Here is a 22,240-nt window from a genome sequence, read left to right as displayed (position 1 = left end):
TCGATCGACTGCCTCACCACACCGGATTGCCGCCATGTGGAGCTACATCCTCAAACGTCTGTTGCTGATGATCCCGACACTGATCGGCGTGCTGACCGTCACGTTTATCGTGATCCAGTTCGTGCCGGGCGGCCCGGTCGAACAGGCCGTGCACGAACTGCGCCGCAACAGCGCCGAAGGCGGCACGCCGTTCGGGCTGCGCGCTCATAGCGGCGTCGACGCGCAACAGGTTGCGCAACTGAAGGCGCTCTACGGTTTCGACAAGCCGCCGCTCGAACGCTACTGGCTCATGCTCAAGCGCTTTTCGCATTTCGATCTCGGGCAAAGCTATTTCCGCCATCAGAGCGTGTGGTCGCTGATCGTGCAGAAGCTGCCCGTGTCGATCAGCATTGGGCTCTGGACGTTTTTTCTGACCTATCTGATATCGATCCCGCTCGGCATTGCAAAGGCCGTGCGCAACGGCTCGCATTTCGACGTCGCAACGAGCTTTATCGTGCTGATCGGTTACGCGATTCCGGGCTTCGTGCTCGGCGTGCTGCTGCTCGTGCTGTTCGGCGGCGGCAGCTTTCTGCAACTGTTTCCGCTACGCAATCTCACTTCGGACAACTGGGATCAGTTAAGCCTCGTCGGCAAGATTCTCGACTATCTGTGGCATATCACGTTGCCGATCGTCGCCTCGGTGGTCGGCAGCTTCGCGGTCGTCACGATGCTCACGAAGAATTCGTTTCTCGACGAGATCCGCAAGCAGTATGTGTTGACCGCACGCGCAAAGGGTTTGTCCGAGCGCCACGTGCTGTGGAAGCACGTGTTCCGCAATGCGCTCCTGCCGCTGATCGTCGGCTTTCCGGCTGCGTTTATCGGCGCGTTCTTCACCGGCAGTCTGCTGATCGAGACGCTGTTCTCGCTCGACGGCCTCGGCCTGCTGTCGTACGAGTCGGTCACGCGGCGCGACTATCCGGTCGTGCTTGGTACGCTGTACCTGTTCACGCTGATCGGTCTCGCGACGAAGCTGATTTCCGATCTCTGCTACGTGTGGGTCGACCCGCGCATTCAATTCGAACAACTGGAGCGCTGATTTGAGCCGCGTCCGTACCGATGCCGAACCGATCTCGCGCGACACGCCGGTGCGCGCGTTCGTCTCGCCCACGCCCGCGCGCCGTGTGTGGGCGCGCTTCAGGAAGCAGCGGCTTGGATACTGGAGCCTGATCGTCTTTATCGTCGTGTTCGTGGCGAGCCTCGCGGCGCCGCTGTGGTGCAACGACAAGCCGCTCGTGGTGCGCTACGACGGCCATCTGTATTTCCCGCTCTTCGAGACGTATCCGGAAACCGCCTTCGGCGGCGATTTCCCGACGCCCGCCGATTATCTCGATCCGTATATCCGGCACCGCTTCGAGCTGAACGGCAACTTCGCGGTCTATCCGCCGAATCCGTACTACTACGACACGCTGAACTACTTCTCGAAGGTGCCGAACCCGGCGCCGCCGTCGCGCGACAACTGGCTCGGCACCGACGCGCAGGGCCGCGATCTGGTCGCAAGACTCGTGTACGGCTTTCGCGTGTCGGTCGAATTCGCACTCGTGCTGACGCTGATCGGCACGGTGCTCGGTGTACTCGCGGGCGCCGTGCAGGGCTTTTTCGGCGGCAAGACTGACATTGTCGGCCAACGGCTCATTGAAATCTGGAGCGCGCTGCCGGAACTCTATTTGCTGATCATCTTCGCGTCGATCTTCGAGCCCGGTTTTATCCTGCTGATCGTGCTGCTGTCGCTGTTCGGCTGGATCGGTTTATCCGACTACGTGCGCGCGGAGTTTCTGCGCAATCGTCAGCAGGACTATGTGCGCGCCGCGCGCGCGATCGGGCTGTCGAACTGGCAGATCATCTGGCGCCATGTGCTGCCCAATAGTCTGACGCCCGTCATCACATTCCTACCGTTCCGCATGAGTGGCGCGATTCTCGCGCTAACGAGCCTCGATTTCCTCGGCCTCGGCGTGCCGCCGCCGACGCCGAGTCTCGGCGAGCTGCTGTCGCAAGGCAAGGCGAACCTCGACGCATGGTGGATCTCGATGTCGACGTTTTGCGTGCTGGTCGTTACGCTGATGCTGCTCACGTTTATGGGCGACGCGCTGCGTAACGCGCTCGATACGCGTCTTTCAGATGCGATGCGCGCCGGAGGTAACCAGTGAGCGACGCCATTCAAAACCGGCATGAGCCGCTTGAGTCTCATGTGCCGCTGCTGGAAATCGAACATCTGAACGTGCGCTTCGGCGACACGGTCGCGGTCGAGGACGTCTCGCTCTCCATCGCGCGCGGCGAACGCGTTGCGCTGGTCGGCGAATCGGGTTCGGGCAAGAGCGTGACCGCGCTGTCCATCCTGCGTCTGCTGCAGGACGCGCAGACGAGCGGCGCGATCCGCTTCAACGGCGAAGATCTGCTCGCGAAAAGCGAGCGCGCCATGCGCGGCCTGCGCGGCTCCGATATCGCGATGATCTTCCAGGAGCCGATGACGGCCCTGAATCCGCTCTATACGATCGGGGAGCAGATCGCTGAAACGATCGTGCTGCACGACGGAGTATCGGCCGCCGAGGCGCGCAAGCGCGCAGTGGAGCTGCTCGGACACACGGGCATCACCGAGCCCGGCAAGCGCGTCAACAGCTACCCGCATCAGCTCTCGGGCGGGCAGCGGCAGCGCGCGATGATCGCGATGGCGCTCGCGTGCCGTCCGCGTCTGTTGCTCGCCGACGAACCGACCACGGCGCTCGACGTAACGATTCGCGCGCAGATTGTCGATCTGCTGCTCGACCTGCAGCGCGAAGAAGCGCAAAAACGCGGCATGGCCGTGCTGCTGATCACGCACGACCTGAACCTCGTGCGCCACTTCGCGCAACGCATCGCGGTGATGGAGAAGGGCGTGCTCGTCGAAAGCGGGCCGGTCGAACAGGTGTTCAATTCGCCGCAGCATCCGTACACGCAACGGCTGCTCGAAAGCCGCCCACAGCGCGCGGTGGTGCCGGTGCTGCCGATCGCACCGGTGCTGCTCGATGCGCGCGAGGTGTCGGTCGACTTCAGGACGCGGCTGCCCGGCATGGCCGGCTGGTTCCAGTCGGGCCGCTTCCGCGCGGTCGACGACGCGTCGATCATGGTGCGCCAGGGCGAGACGCTGGGCATTGTCGGCGAATCGGGCTCGGGCAAATCGACGCTTGCGATGGCGCTGCTCGGCCTGCAGCGTGTCACGCGCGGCGCGATCGAGTTTCAGGGCAGGGCGCTTGCGAGCTACCGCGGCCGCGAACAGACCGCGCTGCGTTCGAACCTGCAGGTCGTATTTCAGGATCCGTTCAGCTCGCTGTCGCCGCGCTACACGATTGAGCGGATTGTCGGCGAGGGGTTGGCGCTGCACCGGCCGCAGCTCGACATCGCGTCGCGCCGCGAAAAGGTCGTGTCGGTGCTGCGCGAGGTCGGCATCGACCGCACCGCGCTATACCGCTATCCGCACGAGTTCTCGGGCGGTCAGCGGCAGCGGATCGCGATCGCACGCGCGCTCGTGCTCGAACCGCGCATTCTGATTCTCGACGAACCAACGAGCGCGCTCGATGTCTCGATTCAGCAGCAGGTGCTGAAACTGCTCGCCGGGTTGCAGAAGAAATATAACCTCGGCTTCATATTCATCAGCCATGACCTGGCCGTGATCGGCGCCATGGCGCATCGTGTCGCGGTGATGAAAAACGGTTCGATAGTCGAGAGCGGCGACGTTGAGAAAATTTTTGCGTCACCCTCGCACCCTTACACCCGAAAGCTGCTGAACGCGGCGTCTGGTGGTGAAAATTCACTGTTGTAACCAATTGTATGTCTTTCTCAATTGTATTTTTCTATTCCTTTTGACACTTGAATACTTACTGGCTAGTATCGACCAAACTTTTTTCCTAGTCCTCTGATTTTTAGGCAAAAACTACCGACCAATGCAGCACCGATCTCTCCACCAGGCTTGCACGCGCGTCGTCGCCGGGATGTTCATTGGCGTACTGATGGTGGCAGCTTCCGGCGCTTTTGCCGACGCATTTGCCGACGAAGTAAGCAGCTTTAACCAGAATGCCTCGTTTTCGACCCCCACGAGTTTCTCGGGCGCCGGGTCGAACTTCCTGATTCCCTCGGTTTCCCCCAGCACTTCGTCGAGTAGCGCGGCGAACGCGTTGTCGTCCTCCTCGTCTACACCGGCCAGCACCGGCGGCGCGCGCTCGTTCCTGTCAGGCGTCGCCGGCAAGGCAGGCGACGTCGTGGTGGGCGCGCTGAACCTGATCGGCGTGCGCTACCGCTGGGGCGGTTCGTCGCCCGATTCCGGGCTCGATTGCAGCGGTTTCGTGCGCTACGTGTTCCAGGACACGCTCGGCCTCGCGCTGCCGCGTCGCGCAGAGGAAATGAGCCGCGTCGGCGAGAAGGTCCGCGTGGCCGACCTGAAGCCGGGCGATCTCGTGTTCTTCAACACGATGCGCCGCACGTTCTCGCACGTCGGCATCTATATCGGCGACAACAAGTTCGTGCACTCGCCGTCGACGGGCAGCACGATCCGCGTCGACGACATGGACGACGCGTACTGGGAAAAGCGCTTTACCGGCGCGCGCCGCGTTGAGACGTCGTTCTCGCCCGAGCAGCAGCAAGATTTGCGTCAGCGCGTGAGCGCGACGATCGGCGGCGGTAACTGATCGCCGTATGACGGCTGCGGGTTGCTTGGCAGCCTTTTGTTTGGATAATGAAAGGCCCGCTTGACCGGAATCGACCGGCAGCGGGCCTTTCGTTTTGATGCGGCCTTTATCTGAAGGGGGCGCGTCGGACCGCCACGCAGCGGCGCGGCCTCAAACCGCTACCTCAAACCACCACCCGGCTCGCCGCGAGCTTGCGCTGCAACTCCGGCATGATCTTCGCGACCGCTTCCTCACCGGCAAGAATCGCGGCATTACGCTGCCCGAAGTCGCTGCCGCTCATCGCCGCGAGATTCGGGCGGATCACGACATCCGCGTATTTGTCGAGCTCGTAGGCCTTGATCGTCTGGCCCATGATCGTGAAGGTCTGCAGCAGCACGTCGAACGAGCTGTCCGTGAGACCCGTTTCAGGGCGCGCGGAGATATCGACCGCGATCACGAAGTCCGCCCCCATCTTGCGCGCAAACGACGCCGGCACAGGGCTCACGAGGCCGCCGTCGACATACTCGTGCGCGCCGATCTTCACCGGCTCGAACAGCGACGGCACGCTGCACGACGCGCGCACCGCGATGCCGGTATTGCCGCGTTGAAACAGGATCGGCTGGCCGGTTTTCAGGTCGGTCGCGACAACGCCGAGCGGCTTCGCCATCTTTTCGATCGGCCGGTTGTCGAGCGTCGTGTTCAGGTAATTCTGCAGCGCAACGCCTTGCAGAAAACCGCGCGTGCGAAACGGCATGGCCCAGTCGCTGATCGACGCTTCGTCCATTTTCAACGCGAGGCGATTGAGCGCGAAGCCGTTCATTCCCGACGCGTACAGCGCGCCGACCACCGAGCCCGCGCTCGTGCCGCATACGAGATCGACCTCGATGTTGCGCGCCTCGAGCGCTTTGATCACGCCGATATGCGCAAAGCCGCGCGCGGCGCCGCCGCCGAGCGCGAGCCCGACACGCAGCGGCCGCGGCCTGACGGCGGGCGGCGTGGGCGAAAGCGGTGGCGGTGGCGTGTTCGACGCGGTGCTGTCTGACGGTTTGACCGGTTCGGGTTGTTTATTGCCGCCGGGCAGCGCGCAGGCGCTCAACACGGCTGAAGCCGCAGCCAGCGAAAAGTTGCGGCGCGAAAGACGGGGCGAGGACTGTTTCAACGAATTCTCCAGCCGGCGGCATGCGTGCGGGCCGCGGCGCGCACATCATAAAGCAAAGCGTTCGGCGTGCGACAAATCGGCGAGACAGGTATCCAGACACGTATCCAATCGTGATCGAAGGGCAAAGGTATAATTCGCGTCTTCGCATTTCATTCGCCGCCCCGCGAGCTCCATCGTGACTGCCTCCGCACAAACTCCCGTCCGCACCCGCTTCGCCCCGAGCCCCACCGGCTTCATCCACCTCGGCAATATCCGCTCCGCGCTGTATCCGTGGGCGTTTGCGCGCAAATCGAAGGGCGTGTTCATTCTGCGTATTGAAGACACCGACCTCGAACGCTCGACCGAAGCATCGGTGGACGCGATTCTCGAAGGCATGGCATGGCTCGACCTCGATATCGACGAGGGCCCGTTCTATCAGATGCAGCGCATGGACCGCTATCGCGAGGTGCTGCAGCAGATGGTGGAAAAGGGCCTCGCGTACCCGTGCTACATGTCGACCGAAGAGCTCGACGCGTTGCGCGAGCGGCAGCGTCTGGCGGGCCTGAAACCGCGCTATGACGGCACGTGGCGCCCCGAGCCCGGCAAGGTGCTGCCCACGCCCCCGGAAGGCGTGAAGCCCGTGCTGCGCTTTCGCAATCCGCTGACGGGCGTGGTCGCATGGGACGACGCGGTGAAGGGCCCCATCGAGATTTCGAATGAGGAACTCGACGACCTCGTCATCGCGCGTCCGGACGGCACGCCGACGTACAACTTCTGCGTGGTCGTCGACGATCTCGACATGCGCATCACGCACGTGATTCGCGGCGACGATCACGTGAACAACACGCCGCGCCAGATCAATATCCTGCGTGCGCTCGGCGGCGAGGTGCCGGTCTACGCGCATCTGCCGACCGTGCTCAACGAGCAGGGCGAAAAGATGAGCAAGCGCCATGGCGCGATGAGCGTGATGGGTTACCGCGATGCCGGCTATCTGCCGGAAGCGGTGGTCAACTATCTCGCGCGTCTGGGCTGGTCGCACGGCGACGCGGAGATCTTCTCGCGCGAGCAGTTTCTCGAGTGGTTCGACCTCGAGCATCTGGGCAAGTCGCCCGCGCAATACGACCACGACAAGCTCAACTGGTTGAATAACCACTACATCAAGGAAGCGGACAACGCGCGCCTGGCCGATCTCGCGAAGCCGTTTTTCGCGGAACTCGGTATCGATGAAGCGACGCTCGCCAGGGGCGCCGATCTGCCCGCGGTCGTCGGTCTGATGAAGGACCGCGCGTCGACGGTGAAGGAGATCGCCACCAACGCGGCGATGTTCTATCGCGAGCCGGCTCCGGAGCCCGAAGCGCTCGCGCAGCACGTGACCGATGCGGTGCGTCCGGCGCTCGCCGAACTGGCCGACGCGCTGAAAACCGTCGAGTGGACGAAGGAAGCGATTGCCGCGGCGATGAAGGCCGTGCTCGCGTCGCAGAAGCTCAAGATGCCGCAACTCGCGATGCCGGTGCGACTGCTCGTGGCGGGCACGACGCACACGCCGTCGATCGACAGCGTGCTGATGCTGTTCGGCCGCGAGACGGTGGTGAGCCGCATCGCGAGCGGCGTCGGCAAGGCGCTCGGCTGACTCGCGGATACCATCGACACCGTCGAACCAAAAGGTATCGATGCAAAGGGTATTTACAAAGCGCGATTTGATGTCTAAAATCTCGCTTCTGTTCTGCAAGGGGGTATAGCTCAGCTGGGAGAGCGCTTGCATGGCATGCAAGAGGTCAGCGGTTCGATCCCGCTTACCTCCACCAACACAGGTCAGCAGACAGAGTCACGAGAAGTAGCGTCACAGAAGTACAAGCCCCGCGCAAAGAAGTCAGCAACACCGCCGCACATGAAAAAGCCCCGTACAGTCAGTCGGGGCTTTTGTCTTTTCTACGGTCGATTTTCTGCCGCGCGTTCGTTGCGCTCGGCGTGTTCATCGCGAACAGCGACTACGGCGCAAGCCGCGTAAACACGAAATCATGGTTCTTCACACGCGCCTGATGGCACGCAAAGCACGTCTGATGCTGCGCGAGATCGGCCGGCTGCCCGTTGATGAAACGGCCGAAGCCCCAGCCGCCTGAATCACGATAGCGCTTCGAGTTCTTCACCATGACCTGCACGGTCGTCGCGGCGCCGGGCACCGACGCCGGGGCGAATTCCGCGGACGGCACGCGTTTCCACGCGAGCTTCACGAGTATCGATCCGTCCGGAAACGGCAGCGTGTTTTTCTCGAGCGCCTTCATCGCAGCCGGATTGCCGAGCACGATGCGCAACTCGTTGAGCGGATCCGCTTCCTCGGCGGGCGCGACGAACTGCCACTTCCGGTAGCCGTGCGGAATCGTCACGCCGTAGATCGGCGACGCTGCTTCGGCATGCGTATCGTTCGACGCGGCGAACGAGGGTGTCGTCGAGGCAAGCGACAGCAGCAACGTGGCGATGAGGCCAGTCCAGATACGCTTCATGGGCGAGCTCCTTTTCCTTCTGTCGATGTCCGGAAGTTGCGCAGGCAACACGACAACTCATCGGTCTGGATTGCCAGGTATCAGGTGAGAGACGGCGATGGTTTGAAGCTTTGAGATGATCGCCCGGGGTTATCGTACCGGGCGAACGTCACCCGCGCCGGCAGTGCCGCGCGAGCCGCCACCGGTGGGCCCGGCGCTACCAGCGACCCCCGCGGCGCCGTCATCGCAACGAGGCAACTCGGCGACCTGCAGCACCTCGCCCGTCGACGCGCTTTCGACGAACGCAACCACGCCTTGCTTCGCCGACTCGACAGCCGGGTAACTGCCCGTGATCCGCGCATGGCCGCCGACGATCGGCACCGGCCCGAACCAGTTGCGCGTCACGCGATCGTGATGCAGCGTTGCGCCGGCGTTTTCGCCGCCCTTGACATCGCTCTTCAAGCCATCCTCGTAGACCGCGACATACGCGAAGGCGTCGCCCGGAAGCGGCGTGCGCGCATCGATGCGCGCGTCGAACGCGACGGTGCCCGACGGCGACGTCTGCGCGCCGATGCGGATGTCAGCCGGCGCCGGCTGCGTCTCCAACTGCTGCACGCGTTCGCTGAAGCTCGTGCTGCTGGACCAGCCGCGCAGCTCTTGCCCGCCCACATAGATCGCCGGCGTATAGACGATATGCGAGCCGCCTTTCGAGCTCAGATACTTCTGCCGCGCGGTGAACGCGGGTTGCGCGAAACGGTCGCGCCAGTCGGCGTTGTCCCAGTAGTCGACGTGCATCGCGAGCGGCACGACCGCGTCGCGATGCCGCTCGCGATTCAATTGGCTGAGCCAGTTGTCGGCGGGCGGGCAGCTATCGCAGCCTTCGCTCGTATAAAGCTCGACAAGCGCGACGCGATGCGCGGGACTGGCGACGCTGCACGCGCGCTCGGACGCGGCGTGAGCAGTAAGGGCGATGCCTGAAATAAGGAGTGCGGCGTGCGCGAGGCAGGTCGATATCCGCATGGCGATATCCAATGAGCGTTGTTCGTGCACGCATTGGAACGTATGCACGTATCTGGCTTATGTCCGGATTGCCGCGGCATTGCCGCGGGATAGCCGCGAAAGCGCGCGGCTGTGTATCCGTATCGCGTCCGGATACATTGCGATACAAAAAAGGAGGGCGCGCTAATCGATGAAGCGCGCCCTGCGGGAAGATCAGTGAGTTGAAACGCGGCTTATCCGTGAGGCTAGCGGAAAGCGCGCTTGAAACAGGCGCTCAAAACGCGCGCTTGATACTCGCGCTTGATATTCGCGCTTTATAACCGCTCAAGCCGGGTGCTTCTTCGCCTCATCGCGCCAGTAATGTTGCTGCTTCCACCCGAGCAGGCGCTTCAGCTTTTCATTACTGAGCAGCGTCTCGAACTCGCCGAGCTTCCTCTTCACCGGCACTTCCGGATAGTAGCGTTTGATCAGTTCGGCAGTCGGCACATCCGACGACACATCGTCGGCGGCGATGTTCATCACCTCGAAGCCGAGGCCGTCCTTTTCGATCGCGAGACGGCATGCGTTCGCCAGATCGCGTCCATCGATATAGCTCCACGCGATACGTTTGCGCATGCCCGGATCCTTGAGCCATTCCGTGTTGAACTTCGCGTAGTCCTCGGGATCGAGCACGTTGCCGATCCGGAAGCAGTAGATATCCGAGCCCGTGCGCGCATGAAACGCCTTGGCGGTCACTTCGTTGATGACCTTCGACGTCGCGTAGCTGTCCATCGGGTCGACCGGATAGTCCTCGTCGAGCGGAAAGTACTGCGGATTGCGATGACGATGCGCGAACACGACGCCGTACGTCGTCTCGCTCGACGCCACGATCACCTTGCGGATACCAAGCTTCGACGCTGCGTCGAGAATGTTGTACGTGCCCATCACGTTGATGCGGAACACTTCGTTGTCGGGCGTCACCATGATGCGCGGGATCGCCGCGAAGTGGACGATCGCGTCGATCGGCTTCGGCTCGAGGTCGTCGACGAATTCGGCCGGCGCGGTGCTCGATGCGAGCGCGTTGAATACCTGGCCTGCGTCGGTGATGTCGGTGATCAGCGTGCGCGCGGTGCGCTTCGGCATCGGCGTGCGGTCGAGGTTCATCACCTCGTAACCGTGCTCGACCAGATTCTCGACGACCCACTTGCCGGCGAGGCCGCTGCCACCGGTCACTACCACTCGCTTCGTCATGCGGTTTGCTCCTTGTAAGGAAAGTTGGAGGGGCCGGACTCGCTTTTTTCGCGTGCGCGTTTCGCACGCGCTTCACGGTTCGGACCTTACCCGAAGCTTAGCGAGTTCCCGGCGAATCGGGTGTGACGGACGTCATAGTTGGCCCCGGGACAACCCCAATAGGTTTGTATGACGCCCGTCACAGTTTCCTGGCGCGGTATGCACCTAAGATCATCGCGATGTCGGACGCGTAGCCGAAACCGGACCGCCCAACCGCACCAGACCGGCACCACACCCGCACCAGACCCGCATCAGATCGAGCGACAGCGAGGAGACGTCTTTTGAGAGCCATCCCGTCGAAAACCGAAGCGCCCGCTGTGCCGGCTCCGCTTGCGATGCTGCGCGCCGGCCTGCGCATCCGCGAGCTGAATATTCTCGCGGTGCTGATCCTCGTCGGCGTGCTGATCAGCGTGTTTTCGCCATATTTCCTGACGACCAACAATCTGATGGGCGTGTTCCGCTCGTTTTCGCTGACCGCGATCATGGCCGTTGGGATGATGCTCGTCATTATTACGGGCGGCATCGATCTGTCGGTCGGTTCGGTCATGGGCCTCTCATCGCTCGTCACCGCGCTGTCGTTCCAGCACGGCCTGGGTGCCTTCGCCGCGGTCGCGGCGGGCCTCCTGACCGGTGTGATCGTCGGCGCGTTCAACGGCTTTCTCGTCACGCGCATCCAGTTGCCGCCGTTCATCGCGACGCTCGGCACGCTCAGCATCGGGCGCGGCCTCATGTACATCATTACGAAGGGCGTGCCGGTCACGCCCGACGTGCCCGACAGTTTCACCTATATCGGCCAGGGCTATGTCGGCTTTATTCCGTTTCCGGTCGTCGTGATGGCGGTGCTGGCCGCGTGCTTTTCGGTCGTGATGCGACGCACGCGGTTCGGCCGCCATGTCTACGCGACGGGCGGCAATGAAACCGCCGCGCTGCTAAGCGGTGTACGCACCGCGCGCGTGAAATTCATTGTCTATGCGCTGTCGGGCGCGATTGCGGCGCTGGCCGGCGTGATCAGCTTCTCGCGCTTCGTTTCAGCGGAACCGGCGGCCGGCTTCGGCGCGGAACTCGACGTAATCGCCGCTGCCGCGATCGGCGGTGCGAGCCTGTCGGGCGGCGTCGGCAGCGTCGAAGGCGCGATTATCGGTGCGGCGCTGGCCGGCATCATCACGAACGGCGTGGTGCTGCTCAATATCGACACCTACGCGCAGCAGACCATCACCGGCTGCGTCATCCTGATCGCAGTGAGCATCGACATCTGGCGGCTGCGCCGCAAGGGGCGCTAGGTAACCGGACCCGGACAGACCCCAGACGAGCTCGCGCGTGCCGTGCACCTGAGAGATGTACAAAAAGCAAGCGATGAATGACTGCAATGAATGACTGATTAACGACCGACAAAACATGGAGACGACATCATGCAACCAACCCTGCCGACCCTGCTGCGGACGGCGCTCGCACAGAGCCTGCTCGCCATTTTCGCGCTCTCCGCGAGCGCGGCTCATGCGAAAGACGCGAAAGATATTTCGATCGCGGTGATCCCGAAAGTCGCCGTGCCGTTCTTCGACGACTGCAATAACGGCGCGCAAGCGGAAGCGACGAAGCTCGACGTCAAGTACCAATGGGTCGTGCCGCAGAACACGCAGGGCTCGACGCAGGTGCAGATCATCGAGGATCTGATTTCGAAGCATGTAGACGGCATTGCGATTTCGGTCAATGAACCGAAGTCGGTCGAAAGCGTGATGAAACGCGCCGAGAAAAGCGGCATCAAGGTGCTGACCTACGATTCGGATTCGCCGAAGAGCGGCCGCTCGATGTACATCGGCACGAGTAACGTCGCGGCCGGCGAGTCGATGGCTGAGACGATGGCGAAGGCGCTCAATGGCAACGGCGATGTCGCTATCATCACGGGGCAACTCGGCGCGGTGAACCTCAACGAGCGGATTGCGGGCATCAAGCAGGGGCTCGCGAAATACCCGGGCATCAAGATCGTCGAAACGCAAGGCACCGACGACGATCTCGCGAAAGGCGTCTCGGTCGTCGAAACGACGCTGCGCGCGCATCCGCAACTGAAGGGCATTTTCGGCGTGAGCCAGGTCGGCGGGCCGGCGGTCGCGAAGGTGCTCAATACGCGTGAGTTCGGTGCGATGAAGGGCAAGCTCGAAGTGCTCGCGTTCGACGATCTGCCCGATACCGTGAAGGGCGTTCGCGACGGCACCATTCAGGGCATCATGGTGCAGCGGCCGGTAACGATGGGCAAGCTCGCGGTCGAGCATCTCGTCGCGCAGATTCAGGGCACCGAAACGCAGGCGAAGGATATCGACACCGGCGTGACGGTCGTGACGAAGGACAATCTCGGCAGTTACACGAAATAACTGCGCAACGTAACTGCGCAAAAGTAACCGCGCGCAAGATGATTCTGCGCGAGCCGATTGCGCAAAGTATGTGCGAGACCACCCGATGACGCCGTTTCTTGAAGTTCGCGATATCTCGAAGACATTCCCCGGCGTGCGCGCGCTCGACCGCGTCACGCTGCAAGTGGCGCGCGGCGAAGTGCTCGCGCTTGCCGGGGAGAACGGCGCGGGCAAGAGCACGCTGATGAAAATCCTCACCGGCGTGCTCACGCACGATGCGGGTGGCGAAGTACGCATCGAGGGTGAGCCGGTTACGCTGCGCGACGGCAATCACGCGCGCGGGCTGGGGATCGGCATCATCTATCAGGAACTGTCGGTCGTCGACAATCTGAATATTGCGGAGAACATCTTTCTTGCGCGCGAACCGCGCAACCGCTTCGGCCTGATCGACCGCGCGAAGATGAACGATGCGGCGCGCGCGCTGCTCGATACGATCGGCATGGCGCTCGATCCGCGCACGCCGGTTAGCGAGCTGAGCGTTGGGCAGAAGCAGATGGTCGAGATCGCGAAGGCAATTTCCTGCGATTCGAAGATCATCATCATGGATGAACCGACCGCGTCGCTGAGCCATCACGAAACACGCATTCTGCTCGATCTGATCAAGCGGCTGCGCACGCAGAACATCGGTATCGTCTATATTTCGCATCGGCTCGATGAACTGTTCGAACTGGCCGATCGCGTGACCGTTCTGCGCGACGGCTCGACGGTCGGCAGCGCGCCGATGGCGGAGGTTACGCGCGAGTGGCTCGTGCGCAAGATGGTCGATCGCGAGTTGAGCGACCTGTACGCGGTATCGGAATCGCATGCGACGCGCGAGGTCGTGCTCGAAGTGCGCAATCTGTCGCTGCGCACGCGCGATCACGCGCCGGCGAAGATTCGCGATATCAGCTTTAACGTGCATCGCGGTGAAATTCTCGGCATCGCGGGTCTGGTCGGCTCGGGGCGCACCGAGATCATGGAGATGATCTTCGGCATGCGGCCATGCACGGGCGAAGTGTGGATCGAAGGCAGGAAAGTGTCGATCGCGCGGCCGCACGATGCGATCACGCACGGCATCGGCTTTGTGACGGAAGACCGCAAAGGGCAGGGGCTCGTGGCCGGTATGAGCATTCGTGAGAATTTCAGCCTCACGCATCTCGAAGCGTATGCGCCGTTCGAATTCGTGCGGCGCGCGGCTGAAGACGAGCGCTGCCGCCAGTTCGTCCGCACGCTCGGCGTGAAGACGCCGTCGATCGAGCAGAAGGTGATCAATCTGAGCGGCGGCAACCAGCAGAAGGTCGTGCTCGCGAAGTGGGTCGCGCGCGAACCGCGGGTGCTGATCGTCGACGAGCCGACACGCGGTATCGATATCGGCGCGAAGGCGGAAGTGCATGCGCTGCTTGGGCGGCTGGCCGCGCAAGGAATCGCGATTATTGCGATCTCGTCGGATCTGCAGGAAGTGCTCGCGATCAGCGACCGGATTCTGGTCGTGCGCGAAGGGCGCCTGAACGGCGTGTTCGAGCGCGCCGAGGCGACGCAGGAACGCGTGATGGCGGCAGCGACGGCTTAACGCGCGATCGCACGGCGTGGCACCGGCCGCGCATCACGCAACGGATTTTCAACATCACGCAATGGATTTTCAAACGGAGACGGAACAGAGATGACCACGATTGTCGTAGTGCATACGGGCCCGGTGACGGTGCAGCCGCTCAAGGACCAATTCAAGGATCAGCTGCCCGACGCGCGCGTGATCAATATCGTCGACGACAGCCTGCTCAACGACGTGCGGGCAGCCGGCCATCTGACGCCCGAAGTCACGCAACGCATGTACTCGTACATGTCGAACGCGCAGGCGATGGACGCCGATTACATCCTGAACGCGTGCTCGTCGGTTGGCGAGGCGGTCGATGTGCTGCGCGGCATGATCCGCACGCCGATCGTCAAGGTCGACGAAGCCATGGCGCTCGAGGCGAGTCGCATCGGCACGCGCATCGGTGTCGTGGCAACCGTGAAGACGACGCTCGAGCCGACCGTGCGGCTGATCCGCAAGAAAGCCGCTGAGCAGAAGCGCGAAGTGACGGTGGTCGAGCGCGTCGCCGAAGAAGCGTTCGAGGCGCTGCTCGCGGGCAACAACGAGCGGCACGACGAGATTCTCAAGCAGACCATCGTCGGGCTGGCCGATGAAGTCGATGTGGTGGTGCTCGCGCAAGTGTCGATGGCGCGCCTTGTGCCTTCGCTCGGCGCGACGCGCGTGCCGGTGCTGTCGAGCCCGCAAAGCGGCGTGAAGATGCTGATCAACGCGTTGCGGCACGCGAAGTAACACCCCCTACCGCGCGAGCGAGACCGAACGAGGCAGTCGAGGCGAATCAGGCGAATCGAGCGAGCCCCGCCGTCAGGCACGCACTAACGGCACCTTGTAGGTGTGGTCCTGATTCGCCGGTGTGGGCGTGGCGGCCGCCGCGGTTAAAACGGCAGCCGGCATCGCAAACCCCGGCAGGAACTGCGCGACGAAGGCCGGTGTCAGCACGATCTTGCGTTCATGCGTATCGACGAGGCCTTCCGCCTTGAGGTCGCTGAAATGCCGGTTCACCGATTCGCGCGACGTGCCGATAAATTCGGCGAGCTTGTCCTGCGCGATCGAAAGATCGATCAGCACCGCGCCCGCGCGTTCGCCGTGCAGGAATGGCGTGCCGATCTGTGTGGCGAACATCGAAAGAATATTGACGAGACGCTTGCGTACGTCGTGCAGCGAAAGGTTCTCGATCAGTTTTTGCGCTTCCTGCCAGCGCTGATGGTGGCTGCGCAGCACGAACTGGTTGATCGCGTCGTAGCGCGTGAGCAGGTCCTTGAAGTCGGCCTTGCGGATATAGCAGATGCGGCTTTCAGCGAGCGTCTGCGCGTAGTGCGAGTAGTTGGCTTCGTTGAGCACGTCGCCGTCGCCGAAGATCATGCCGGCCTTGATGAAGGACAGCGTAATTTCCTGGCCCTCTTCGGTCAGACGATACAGCCGCACATGACCGACCTTCAGCAGGTACACGCATTCGCTGCGGTCCTCGGGTCGATAGATCAGCGCGTTCTTGCGCAGGCTGCGGTGATCGCTGAAGGCCGGCATTACCTCTTCGAGGCAATTGCGTTCGATCAGCGAGAGAAGCTCGCTTTTTCCGACGAACCACATCGCTTGTCTCCTGTCGACCAGAGCTAGCGCTTCAGCGCTCACTCCGGTCCCATGCTGCACAACGCCAAAGTGGCGCTTTTGCGCCGAACTGGCGTTGTGTCAGCGTCCGTGTGCGCGGCAGGTGACCTTTTCGAAGGCGACCTGCTGCGGCGTTCGGGCTGGCCGCCCGGTTGCCGGATATTCTAACCAGCGTGCCGGGAAAGCGCTTACGGGACGTGAAGCGGTTCGGTTCGATCGATGTAAGCGTAATGTAGGCGAAGCGAGGCTCAACCCGCGTATCGCGGCTCCGGCAAGCCTTTCACGCCGAGCCCCGTTACCGCGAACAGCCCACCGCGTTCGCGCTCCTTTTGCGGAATGCCCCACATCGGGCGGCCCATCGACGTCACGTAGAGCACGTCGAGATTCGGCCCGCCGAACATGACGCTCGTCAGATTGCGTACCGGAACCGGCACGATGCGGTCGATGCTGCCGTCCGGCGCAAAGCGCAGAATCCGCCCGCCAAACACGAGCGCGCTCCAGACATAGCCTTCCGCATCGACGGTCGCGCCGTCGAACGTGCCCGCCATATTGCGCGCCGACGCAAACACGCGGCGGTTCGTCGCCGCGCCGGTTTCGATATCGTAGTCATAGGCGTACATGAGCCGGTCGTAGGTGTCGGTGAAGTACAGCGTGCGGTTATCGGGGCTCCAGCATGGACCGTTCGAGCAGCTGATGCCGCGATCGAGGCACGTGAGCTTGCCGTTCGTGCCGAGCTGATAGAGGCCGCCGCTGCGTGTCGGGCGCTGGCCGCGATCGGCGTCGTAGCGGTCGAAGTCATAGGCCATCGTGCCCGCGACGAAGCGGCCGCGCCGGTCGACCTTGCCGTCGTTGAAGCGCGTTTCCGGATCGTCGCTTTCAGGGTCGGCGATCAGCCGCACGGTTTGTGCATCGAAATCGTAGAAGTGCAGACCGTTCGCGAGCGCGACGACCGCGCCGCCGTGTTCGCACAGCGCCATCGAACCAATATGCGTCGGCACGAAAAAGCGCTCGACGTGACTGCCGTCCGCGCGGCAGCGGTAGATTTCCGCGGCGGTGCTGTCGATCCAGTACAGACGCTGCTCCTTGACGTCCCACAGCGGACCTTCTCCCAGATGGTTGTTCGCGTCGACCAGCAGGCGGGTTTCGATCATGAGTGGCTCCATCGTACGGTGTTGGTAAGTTTGGGTAGTCGTTGCTGCGTTGTTCCTGGCGCTACGGTTATCGACCTTCGTCTTTGTCGTCCTTGCGCCGGTGCGCGAGCAGCGCCATCAGGCGCCGGTCGCGCCAGCGGCTGCGCGCTTCGATATCCGAACGCGGCAACAGCGCTTCACGCTCGGCTTCGAGTTTCGCGATCGTTTCGGGCGACCAGTCGAACGGCATCCGTTCGCTCGCGAGCCCTTTGTAGAGGCCACCGTAGCGTTGCGCGTAATCGGTCACGCCGCCGGGCGCGTTCAGGTCGATCGTTTCGAACGGCCCCATAAACGACCAGCGCAGGCCGAGGCCGTCGCGCATCACGGTATCGAGATCGGCCGCGTTCGCGTAGCCCTGTTCGTAGAGACTCAACGCTTCGTCGAGCAAGGCGCCTTGCAGTCGGTTCAGCAGAAAGCCGGCGATTTCGCCTTCGACGAACACGGGCTTCTGCCCGACCGCTTCGTAGAGCGCGCGGGCGCGCCTCAGCGTGTCGGCCGATGTCCACGGCGCGCCGCACAGCTCGACGAGCGGCACCAGCGAAGGCGGATTGACCGGATGCGCGACGAAACAGCGCGCGCGGCCGGCGAGCGATTCGGTGAATGTCGAGGTGGGCAGGGCGGAGGTCGAACTGGCGAGCAATGCGTCGGGGCGCGTCAGACGGTCGAGTTCGGCGAACATCGCGCGCTTGACGTCGAGCAGTTCGGGAATGTTTTCCTGCACGAGTTCGGCGTCGCGCACGGCATCGGCTAGCGTTGCGCAGGGCGTGATGCGTGCGGCGACCACGTCGGCCGTTTCGTCGATCAGGTCGAAGCGCGCGAGATCGGCGAGGCTGTCGCGAATCGCGGGCACCGCGTTATCGAGCATCGTGCGGTCCGCGTCGTGCAGCTTGACGTTCAAGCCCGCGCGCGCGAAAACGATGGCCCATGCGCGGCCGATGCGGCCCGTGCCGATGATTGCGATGGGGCCAGCGGGGCTGCCGCTGCGTTGTCCGCTGGTTTCATTGGATTGCTTCGGATTCGCCATCGATTACCTCGTCGTCTTGGGCGGCGTGCGCCGCTTGGGTATCGCCGTCGATGCAGTCGTCGCGGTTGCGGTTTGCGTTCGCTAGCGCGTCGCGAATGCGCGCCAGCACAAGCGCGCAACGGCCTGCTTCGGTTAGAACCTGGATTCCTGTCCTACCCCTTGCGATCGCGCAACGTGATGACCGCAGCGAGCACGACCAGCCCGTTGATAATGTCGCGCACCGCGGGCGGCACGGTCGTGCCCGCGAGCAGCGTGCCGAGCGCCGTGAGCAGCAGCGCGCCACCGAACACGCCGAGATAGTGACCGCGGCCACCGGTAATCAGCGCGCCGCCGACCACCACCACCGCGATCGACGGCAGCAGATATGGATCGCCCATGCCGAGGAACGCCTGGCTGCTGAAGCCCGCGAGCAGCACGCCGACGATCGCCGAGCACAACGCCGACAAACAGTAGACCGCCACCAGTGTCGCCCCAACGCGTACGCCCGACAGCTTCGCCGCGACCGGCGAGTTGCCGACCGCGTAGACGCGCCGGCCGAAGGCCGTGCGATGCAACAGCAGCAGCGCGACGGCGAGCACGAGCGGCACGCTCCATGCAGCCAGCGACAGCGGCCCGGCGCGATCGTTCGTAAAGCTGCTGATTGCCGACGGCGCCCAGCCTTGCGGCGAGCCGTTGCAGTAAATCAGTGTGATGCCTTGCAGCAACCCGTTTGCCGCGAGCGTGACGACAATCGGCGGCAAGCCGAGCACGACGACGCCGATGCCGTTGAAAAGACCCACCACGAGTCCCGCGACAAGCACGGCCGGTACCGCCCACAAAGCGGCTTCGTTGACGCCATGCGTCAAGCCCGTGAGCAGCACACCCGACATCGTGATCAGCCAGGGCACCGACAGATCCAGACCGCCCGTCAGAATCACCGCGCCCTGGCCCAAGCCGAGAATCGCAAGGAATAACGTGAGCGTGAGCAGGCTGCTGTAGAAGTTCGAACTGACGAGCACGCCGGGCCCGTACACGAAACCGGTCACCACCACGACGCCGAAAAACAGCAGATACGCGGGGACGATGTACTTGGCCCATTCGCGGTTGCGCTCGATCCAGTCGGTGAGCCAGCGACCCGAAAGCTCGGTGTTCGCGACCGGCTTGAAATCCTCCACTTCGAACGCGACGCGGCGCGCGCTGCCGTGTCCTTTGTGTCCGTTTTGCGCGCGTGTGCCGGTGCGCCACGCCTTGAACCACTGCAGCGCGTGGCGCGCGCTTTCATGCGCGGCCGACTGCTTGCCGATCGATGAGCCGAGCACCGCGAGAATCAGGATCAGCGCTTCGGCGATCGTCGTGAAGAAGGCGGATACATTGAGCACGAGCAGGATATTGACGGTCACCATCAGCGTCATCGCCGCGAACACGGTGCCGACGCAGCCGCCGCGTCCGCCGCCGAGCCATGTGCCGCCGAGCACGACCGCGGTGAACATCGACAGCAGCAGCGGGCGCCCGACGAGCGGATCGGCCGAGCCCGTTTGCGCGGACACGTACAGACCCGCGAGCGCGTAGAACATGCCGGCGATCACATAGGTCGTGATGCGATAGCGCGTGACCGGTGCGCCGTTTGCGTACGCACTATCGGGCTCGCTGCCGATCGCATAGAGGCCGACGCCAAAACGCGTGCGGCGGATAAACCCCCACACCAGCAGCGCGACGATCAGGATGCCTGCCGACATCGGCAGCTTGTCCGGAATCAGATCGGACGTGACAAAGCCCGCGAACTGGTCGCCGACGCTGCCGCCCGGCTTGTTTTGAATCAGCAGCGTCAGGCCCTGCACCATGAACATCGTGGCGAGCGTGACGACGATCGACTGCAGCCGGAACCATGCGATCAACGCGCCGTTGATAAAACCGACGCCGCCGCCGATCGCGACGATCAGCGCAGCGCCTGCCCATTGCTCGACGGGCGTGCCGTGCACGAAACGCACCGCTAGCACGTTCGCGAGCGACAGCACAGCCGATGCGGACAGATCGAAGCCGCCGCTCAATACGACGATCGTCTGCCCGACGGCGACGAGCGCGAGCGTGGCCGCGCTGGAAATAAGCGAGCCGATATCGTAGAGGCCGACCGGTGTCGCGGACAGCGCGATCCACGCGATCAGCATCGCGATGAGCGCGCCGATCGCGATGATCAGGCCTCGGTAATGATCGATGCGGGCGCCGATACCGATGCGCGCGCCGGGCCGCACGACTTCGCTATCGGGAGAGGCGATTGCGTTGCTCATGATGTTTCCTTGTTACCTGAAGGGCGGGCTGCGGAGCGTATGACTCGCAGCTCAACTCGCCAGCATCCTGCGCATCACGTTTTCTTCAGTCAGCCGATCGCCATCGAGCTCGGCGACGTTGCGTCCGCGGTACATCACCGAGACGCGGTCGCAGACGTTGACGAGCTCGGGCACGTCGGTCGAATAGAACAGCACCGCGCCGCCGGCCGCCGCAAACGCGCGCATCAGCACGAAGATCTGATGCTTGGTGCCGACGTCGATGCCGCGCGTCGGGTCGAACATCAGCCATACGCGGCTTTGCGTCAGCAGCCATTTGGCCATCGCGATCTTCTGCTGGTTGCCGCCGGAAAACGACAGGCACGGCTTGTAGACCGCGCGCGGGTTCACTTCCATCTGCGCAAGCACGCGTTCGATCGCCGCGCGCTCGCGCTTGCGGTCGATCAGGCCGAAGCGCGTATAGCGCTTGATGACCGGTAGCGAAATGTTTTCGCCGCCGGGCAGGCGCAGGAACAGGCCTTCGGTCTTGCGGTCTTCGGGCAACAGGCTCGTTGCGACGCCGGCTTTCAGCGAGTCGGCGGTGGAGGTCAACGTAACCGGCTTGCCATCGACCAGCATTTGCCCTTGATCGATGTATTCGGCGCCAAACAGGGCCTCGAACAACTCGCGCTGTCCCATGCCTTGCAGCGCCGCGATGCCATGCACTTCGCCGGCTTTCAGCGTCAGATTGAAATCTTCGACGACGCCGTCGACGCGCACGTTGCGCAACTCGAGCGCGGGCGACGGCGCCGAGAAGACGGGCGGCGTTTTCGGCGGATACTTCGCTTCCATCGAGCGGCCGATTACGAGGCGAATCACTTCGTCGTCTGAAATGTCTTTGGTGTCGAACGCGCCGACGTCGCGGCCGTTGCGATAGATCGTCAGGCTGTCGCAGAACTCGCGCACTTCCTGCATGCGGTGCGAGATAAACACGAAGGTGACGCCGCGCGCCTTCATTTCGTCGATACGGCGCGCGAGCCACGCGACGTCGCGGCCCGACAGCGCGGAAGTCGGCTCGTCGAGCAGCAGCACCTGCGGGGCGCGCACCATTGCCTTCGCGATTTCGATTTTCTGCCGGACCGGCAGCGAGAGATCGCGTACATACGCGCCTGGGCGCACGTCGGTCAGTTCGAGCTTTTCGAGCCATTGCGTGACGCGCCGCTGCGCTTCCGCGCGCTTGATGCGGCCGAGCAGCCCGGATGGCTCGTTGCCGAGCATCAGGTTCTGCGCGACCGTCAGATCGCGCACCAGCGTCATTTCCTGAAACGCGGTCTGCACGCCGGCGCGATGCGCGTCCTTCGGTTCGCGCATCTGCACGTCGCGGCCGAGAATCGCGATGCGGCCTTCGTCGGGCCGGATCAGGCCCGACAGCAGCTTGACCGTGGTCGACTTGCCGGCGCCGTTCTCGCCGAGCAGCGCATGCACGGCGCCGCGCCGCACGCGAAACGATGCGTTGTTCAGCGCGACCGTCGCGCCGAAGCGTTTCGTGACGTTCGCGACGTCGATCGCCCAGTGATCCGCTTGGGCTTCGCGAGATTCGGTCATGACCGTCATCGTTTGGACTCCGTGACTGCTGGTGGCGCGCGGTGC

Annotated in this window: 18 protein-coding genes and 1 tRNA gene; 10 read left to right on the top strand and 9 right to left on the bottom strand. The window is 63.3% G+C overall.

Features of this window, described 5'->3' with window-relative positions; translation table 11 throughout:
* The first annotated feature begins 34 nt into the window (after window positions 1–34).
* From KZJ38_RS13795 to KZJ38_RS13780, 4 genes are all read left to right on the top strand, one after another.
* Window positions 35–1,075, top strand: coding sequence for a microcin C ABC transporter permease YejB (locus KZJ38_RS13795; RefSeq protein WP_219796431.1), 1,041 nt, complete (start codon window positions 35–37; stop codon window positions 1,073–1,075).
* 1 nt (window position 1,076) lies between these two features.
* A complete protein-coding gene (locus KZJ38_RS13790; protein WP_219796430.1) occupies window positions 1,077–2,183 on the top strand; it encodes an ABC transporter permease in 1,107 nt (368 codons plus the stop codon).
* A complete protein-coding gene (locus KZJ38_RS13785) occupies window positions 2,180–3,832 on the top strand; it encodes an ABC transporter ATP-binding protein (protein ID WP_246641470.1) in 1,653 nt (550 codons plus the stop codon). The genes KZJ38_RS13790 and KZJ38_RS13785 overlap by 4 nt, the downstream gene beginning before the upstream one ends.
* A gap of 121 nt (window positions 3,833–3,953) precedes the next feature.
* Window positions 3,954–4,694, top strand: coding sequence for a C40 family peptidase (locus tag KZJ38_RS13780; RefSeq protein ID WP_219796429.1), 741 nt, complete (start codon window positions 3,954–3,956; stop codon window positions 4,692–4,694).
* Window positions 4,695–4,857: 163 nt separating this feature from the next.
* On the opposite strand, the gene KZJ38_RS13775 is transcribed toward KZJ38_RS13780, so the two are convergent.
* Complete coding sequence (locus KZJ38_RS13775) at window positions 4,858–5,844, bottom strand: patatin-like phospholipase family protein (protein WP_425518356.1); 987 nt, start codon at window positions 5,842–5,844, stop codon at window positions 4,858–4,860.
* A 163-nt stretch (window positions 5,845–6,007) separates the two neighbouring features.
* On the opposite strand from KZJ38_RS13775, the gene gltX reads away from it, so the two are divergent.
* Both gltX and KZJ38_RS13765 read left to right on the top strand, forming a co-directional pair.
* Window positions 6,008–7,441, top strand: coding sequence for a glutamate--tRNA ligase (gltX, locus tag KZJ38_RS13770; RefSeq protein WP_219796427.1), 1,434 nt, complete (start codon window positions 6,008–6,010; stop codon window positions 7,439–7,441).
* 99 nt (window positions 7,442–7,540) lie between these two features.
* Window positions 7,541–7,616: transfer RNA gene (locus KZJ38_RS13765), tRNA-Ala, on the top strand.
* Window positions 7,617–7,799: 183 nt separating this feature from the next.
* On the opposite strand, the gene KZJ38_RS13760 is transcribed toward KZJ38_RS13765, so the two are convergent.
* The 3 genes from KZJ38_RS13760 to KZJ38_RS13750 form a co-directional block, all read right to left on the bottom strand.
* Window positions 7,800–8,312 carry a cytochrome P460 family protein gene (locus KZJ38_RS13760; RefSeq protein WP_219796426.1) on the bottom strand — a complete coding sequence of 171 codons (513 nt, stop codon included), beginning with the start codon at window positions 8,310–8,312 and terminating at the stop codon, window positions 7,800–7,802.
* 129 nt (window positions 8,313–8,441) lie between these two features.
* Complete coding sequence (locus KZJ38_RS13755; protein ID WP_219796425.1) at window positions 8,442–9,311, bottom strand: DUF1223 domain-containing protein; 870 nt, start codon at window positions 9,309–9,311, stop codon at window positions 8,442–8,444.
* A 303-nt stretch (window positions 9,312–9,614) separates the two neighbouring features.
* Entirely contained in the window at window positions 9,615–10,520 is a 906-nt protein-coding gene (locus KZJ38_RS13750) for an NAD-dependent epimerase/dehydratase family protein (RefSeq protein ID WP_219796424.1), read from the bottom strand.
* A 320-nt stretch (window positions 10,521–10,840) separates the two neighbouring features.
* On the opposite strand from KZJ38_RS13750, the gene KZJ38_RS13745 reads away from it, so the two are divergent.
* The 4 genes from KZJ38_RS13745 to KZJ38_RS13730 all read left to right on the top strand — a co-directional run bounded on the left by KZJ38_RS13745 (window position 10,841) and on the right by KZJ38_RS13730 (window position 15,263).
* Complete coding sequence (locus tag KZJ38_RS13745) at window positions 10,841–11,839, top strand: ABC transporter permease (RefSeq protein WP_425518250.1); 999 nt, start codon at window positions 10,841–10,843, stop codon at window positions 11,837–11,839.
* 129 nt (window positions 11,840–11,968) lie between these two features.
* Window positions 11,969–12,925 (top strand): sugar-binding protein, encoded by a 957-nt coding sequence (locus tag KZJ38_RS13740; RefSeq protein ID WP_219796423.1) that lies wholly within the window; start codon window positions 11,969–11,971, stop codon window positions 12,923–12,925.
* An 85-nt stretch (window positions 12,926–13,010) separates the two neighbouring features.
* Window positions 13,011–14,513, top strand: coding sequence for a sugar ABC transporter ATP-binding protein (locus tag KZJ38_RS13735; RefSeq protein ID WP_219796422.1), 1,503 nt, complete (start codon window positions 13,011–13,013; stop codon window positions 14,511–14,513).
* Between the two features lie 90 nt (window positions 14,514–14,603).
* Entirely contained in the window at window positions 14,604–15,263 is a 660-nt protein-coding gene (locus tag KZJ38_RS13730) for an aspartate/glutamate racemase family protein (RefSeq protein WP_219796421.1), read from the top strand.
* A gap of 72 nt (window positions 15,264–15,335) precedes the next feature.
* Here the strand turns inward: KZJ38_RS13730 and KZJ38_RS13725 are convergent, their stop codons facing one another.
* The 5 genes from KZJ38_RS13725 to KZJ38_RS13705 all read right to left on the bottom strand — a co-directional run bounded on the left by KZJ38_RS13725 (window position 15,336) and on the right by KZJ38_RS13705 (window position 22,195).
* Window positions 15,336–16,118, bottom strand: coding sequence for a Crp/Fnr family transcriptional regulator (locus KZJ38_RS13725; protein WP_246641469.1), 783 nt, complete (start codon window positions 16,116–16,118; stop codon window positions 15,336–15,338).
* Between the two features lie 266 nt (window positions 16,119–16,384).
* Entirely contained in the window at window positions 16,385–17,287 is a 903-nt protein-coding gene (locus KZJ38_RS13720) for an SMP-30/gluconolactonase/LRE family protein (RefSeq protein ID WP_219796420.1), read from the bottom strand.
* Window positions 17,288–17,354: 67 nt separating this feature from the next.
* Window positions 17,355–18,350: a 3-hydroxyacyl-CoA dehydrogenase gene (locus tag KZJ38_RS13715; RefSeq protein WP_219796419.1), complete on the bottom strand. Its 996-nt coding sequence runs from the start codon at window positions 18,348–18,350 to the stop codon at window positions 17,355–17,357.
* A gap of 152 nt (window positions 18,351–18,502) precedes the next feature.
* A complete protein-coding gene (locus KZJ38_RS13710) occupies window positions 18,503–20,614 on the bottom strand; it encodes an ABC transporter permease (protein ID WP_219796418.1) in 2,112 nt (703 codons plus the stop codon).
* A 51-nt stretch (window positions 20,615–20,665) separates the two neighbouring features.
* Complete coding sequence (locus KZJ38_RS13705; protein ID WP_219796417.1) at window positions 20,666–22,195, bottom strand: sugar ABC transporter ATP-binding protein; 1,530 nt, start codon at window positions 22,193–22,195, stop codon at window positions 20,666–20,668.
* Between the last annotated feature and the right edge of the window lie 45 nt (window positions 22,196–22,240).

The organism is Paraburkholderia edwinii, assembly GCF_019428685.1.
Lineage (GTDB): Bacteria > Pseudomonadota > Gammaproteobacteria > Burkholderiales > Burkholderiaceae > Paraburkholderia > Paraburkholderia edwinii.
This window is presented reverse-complemented; position numbering and strand designations above follow the sequence as displayed.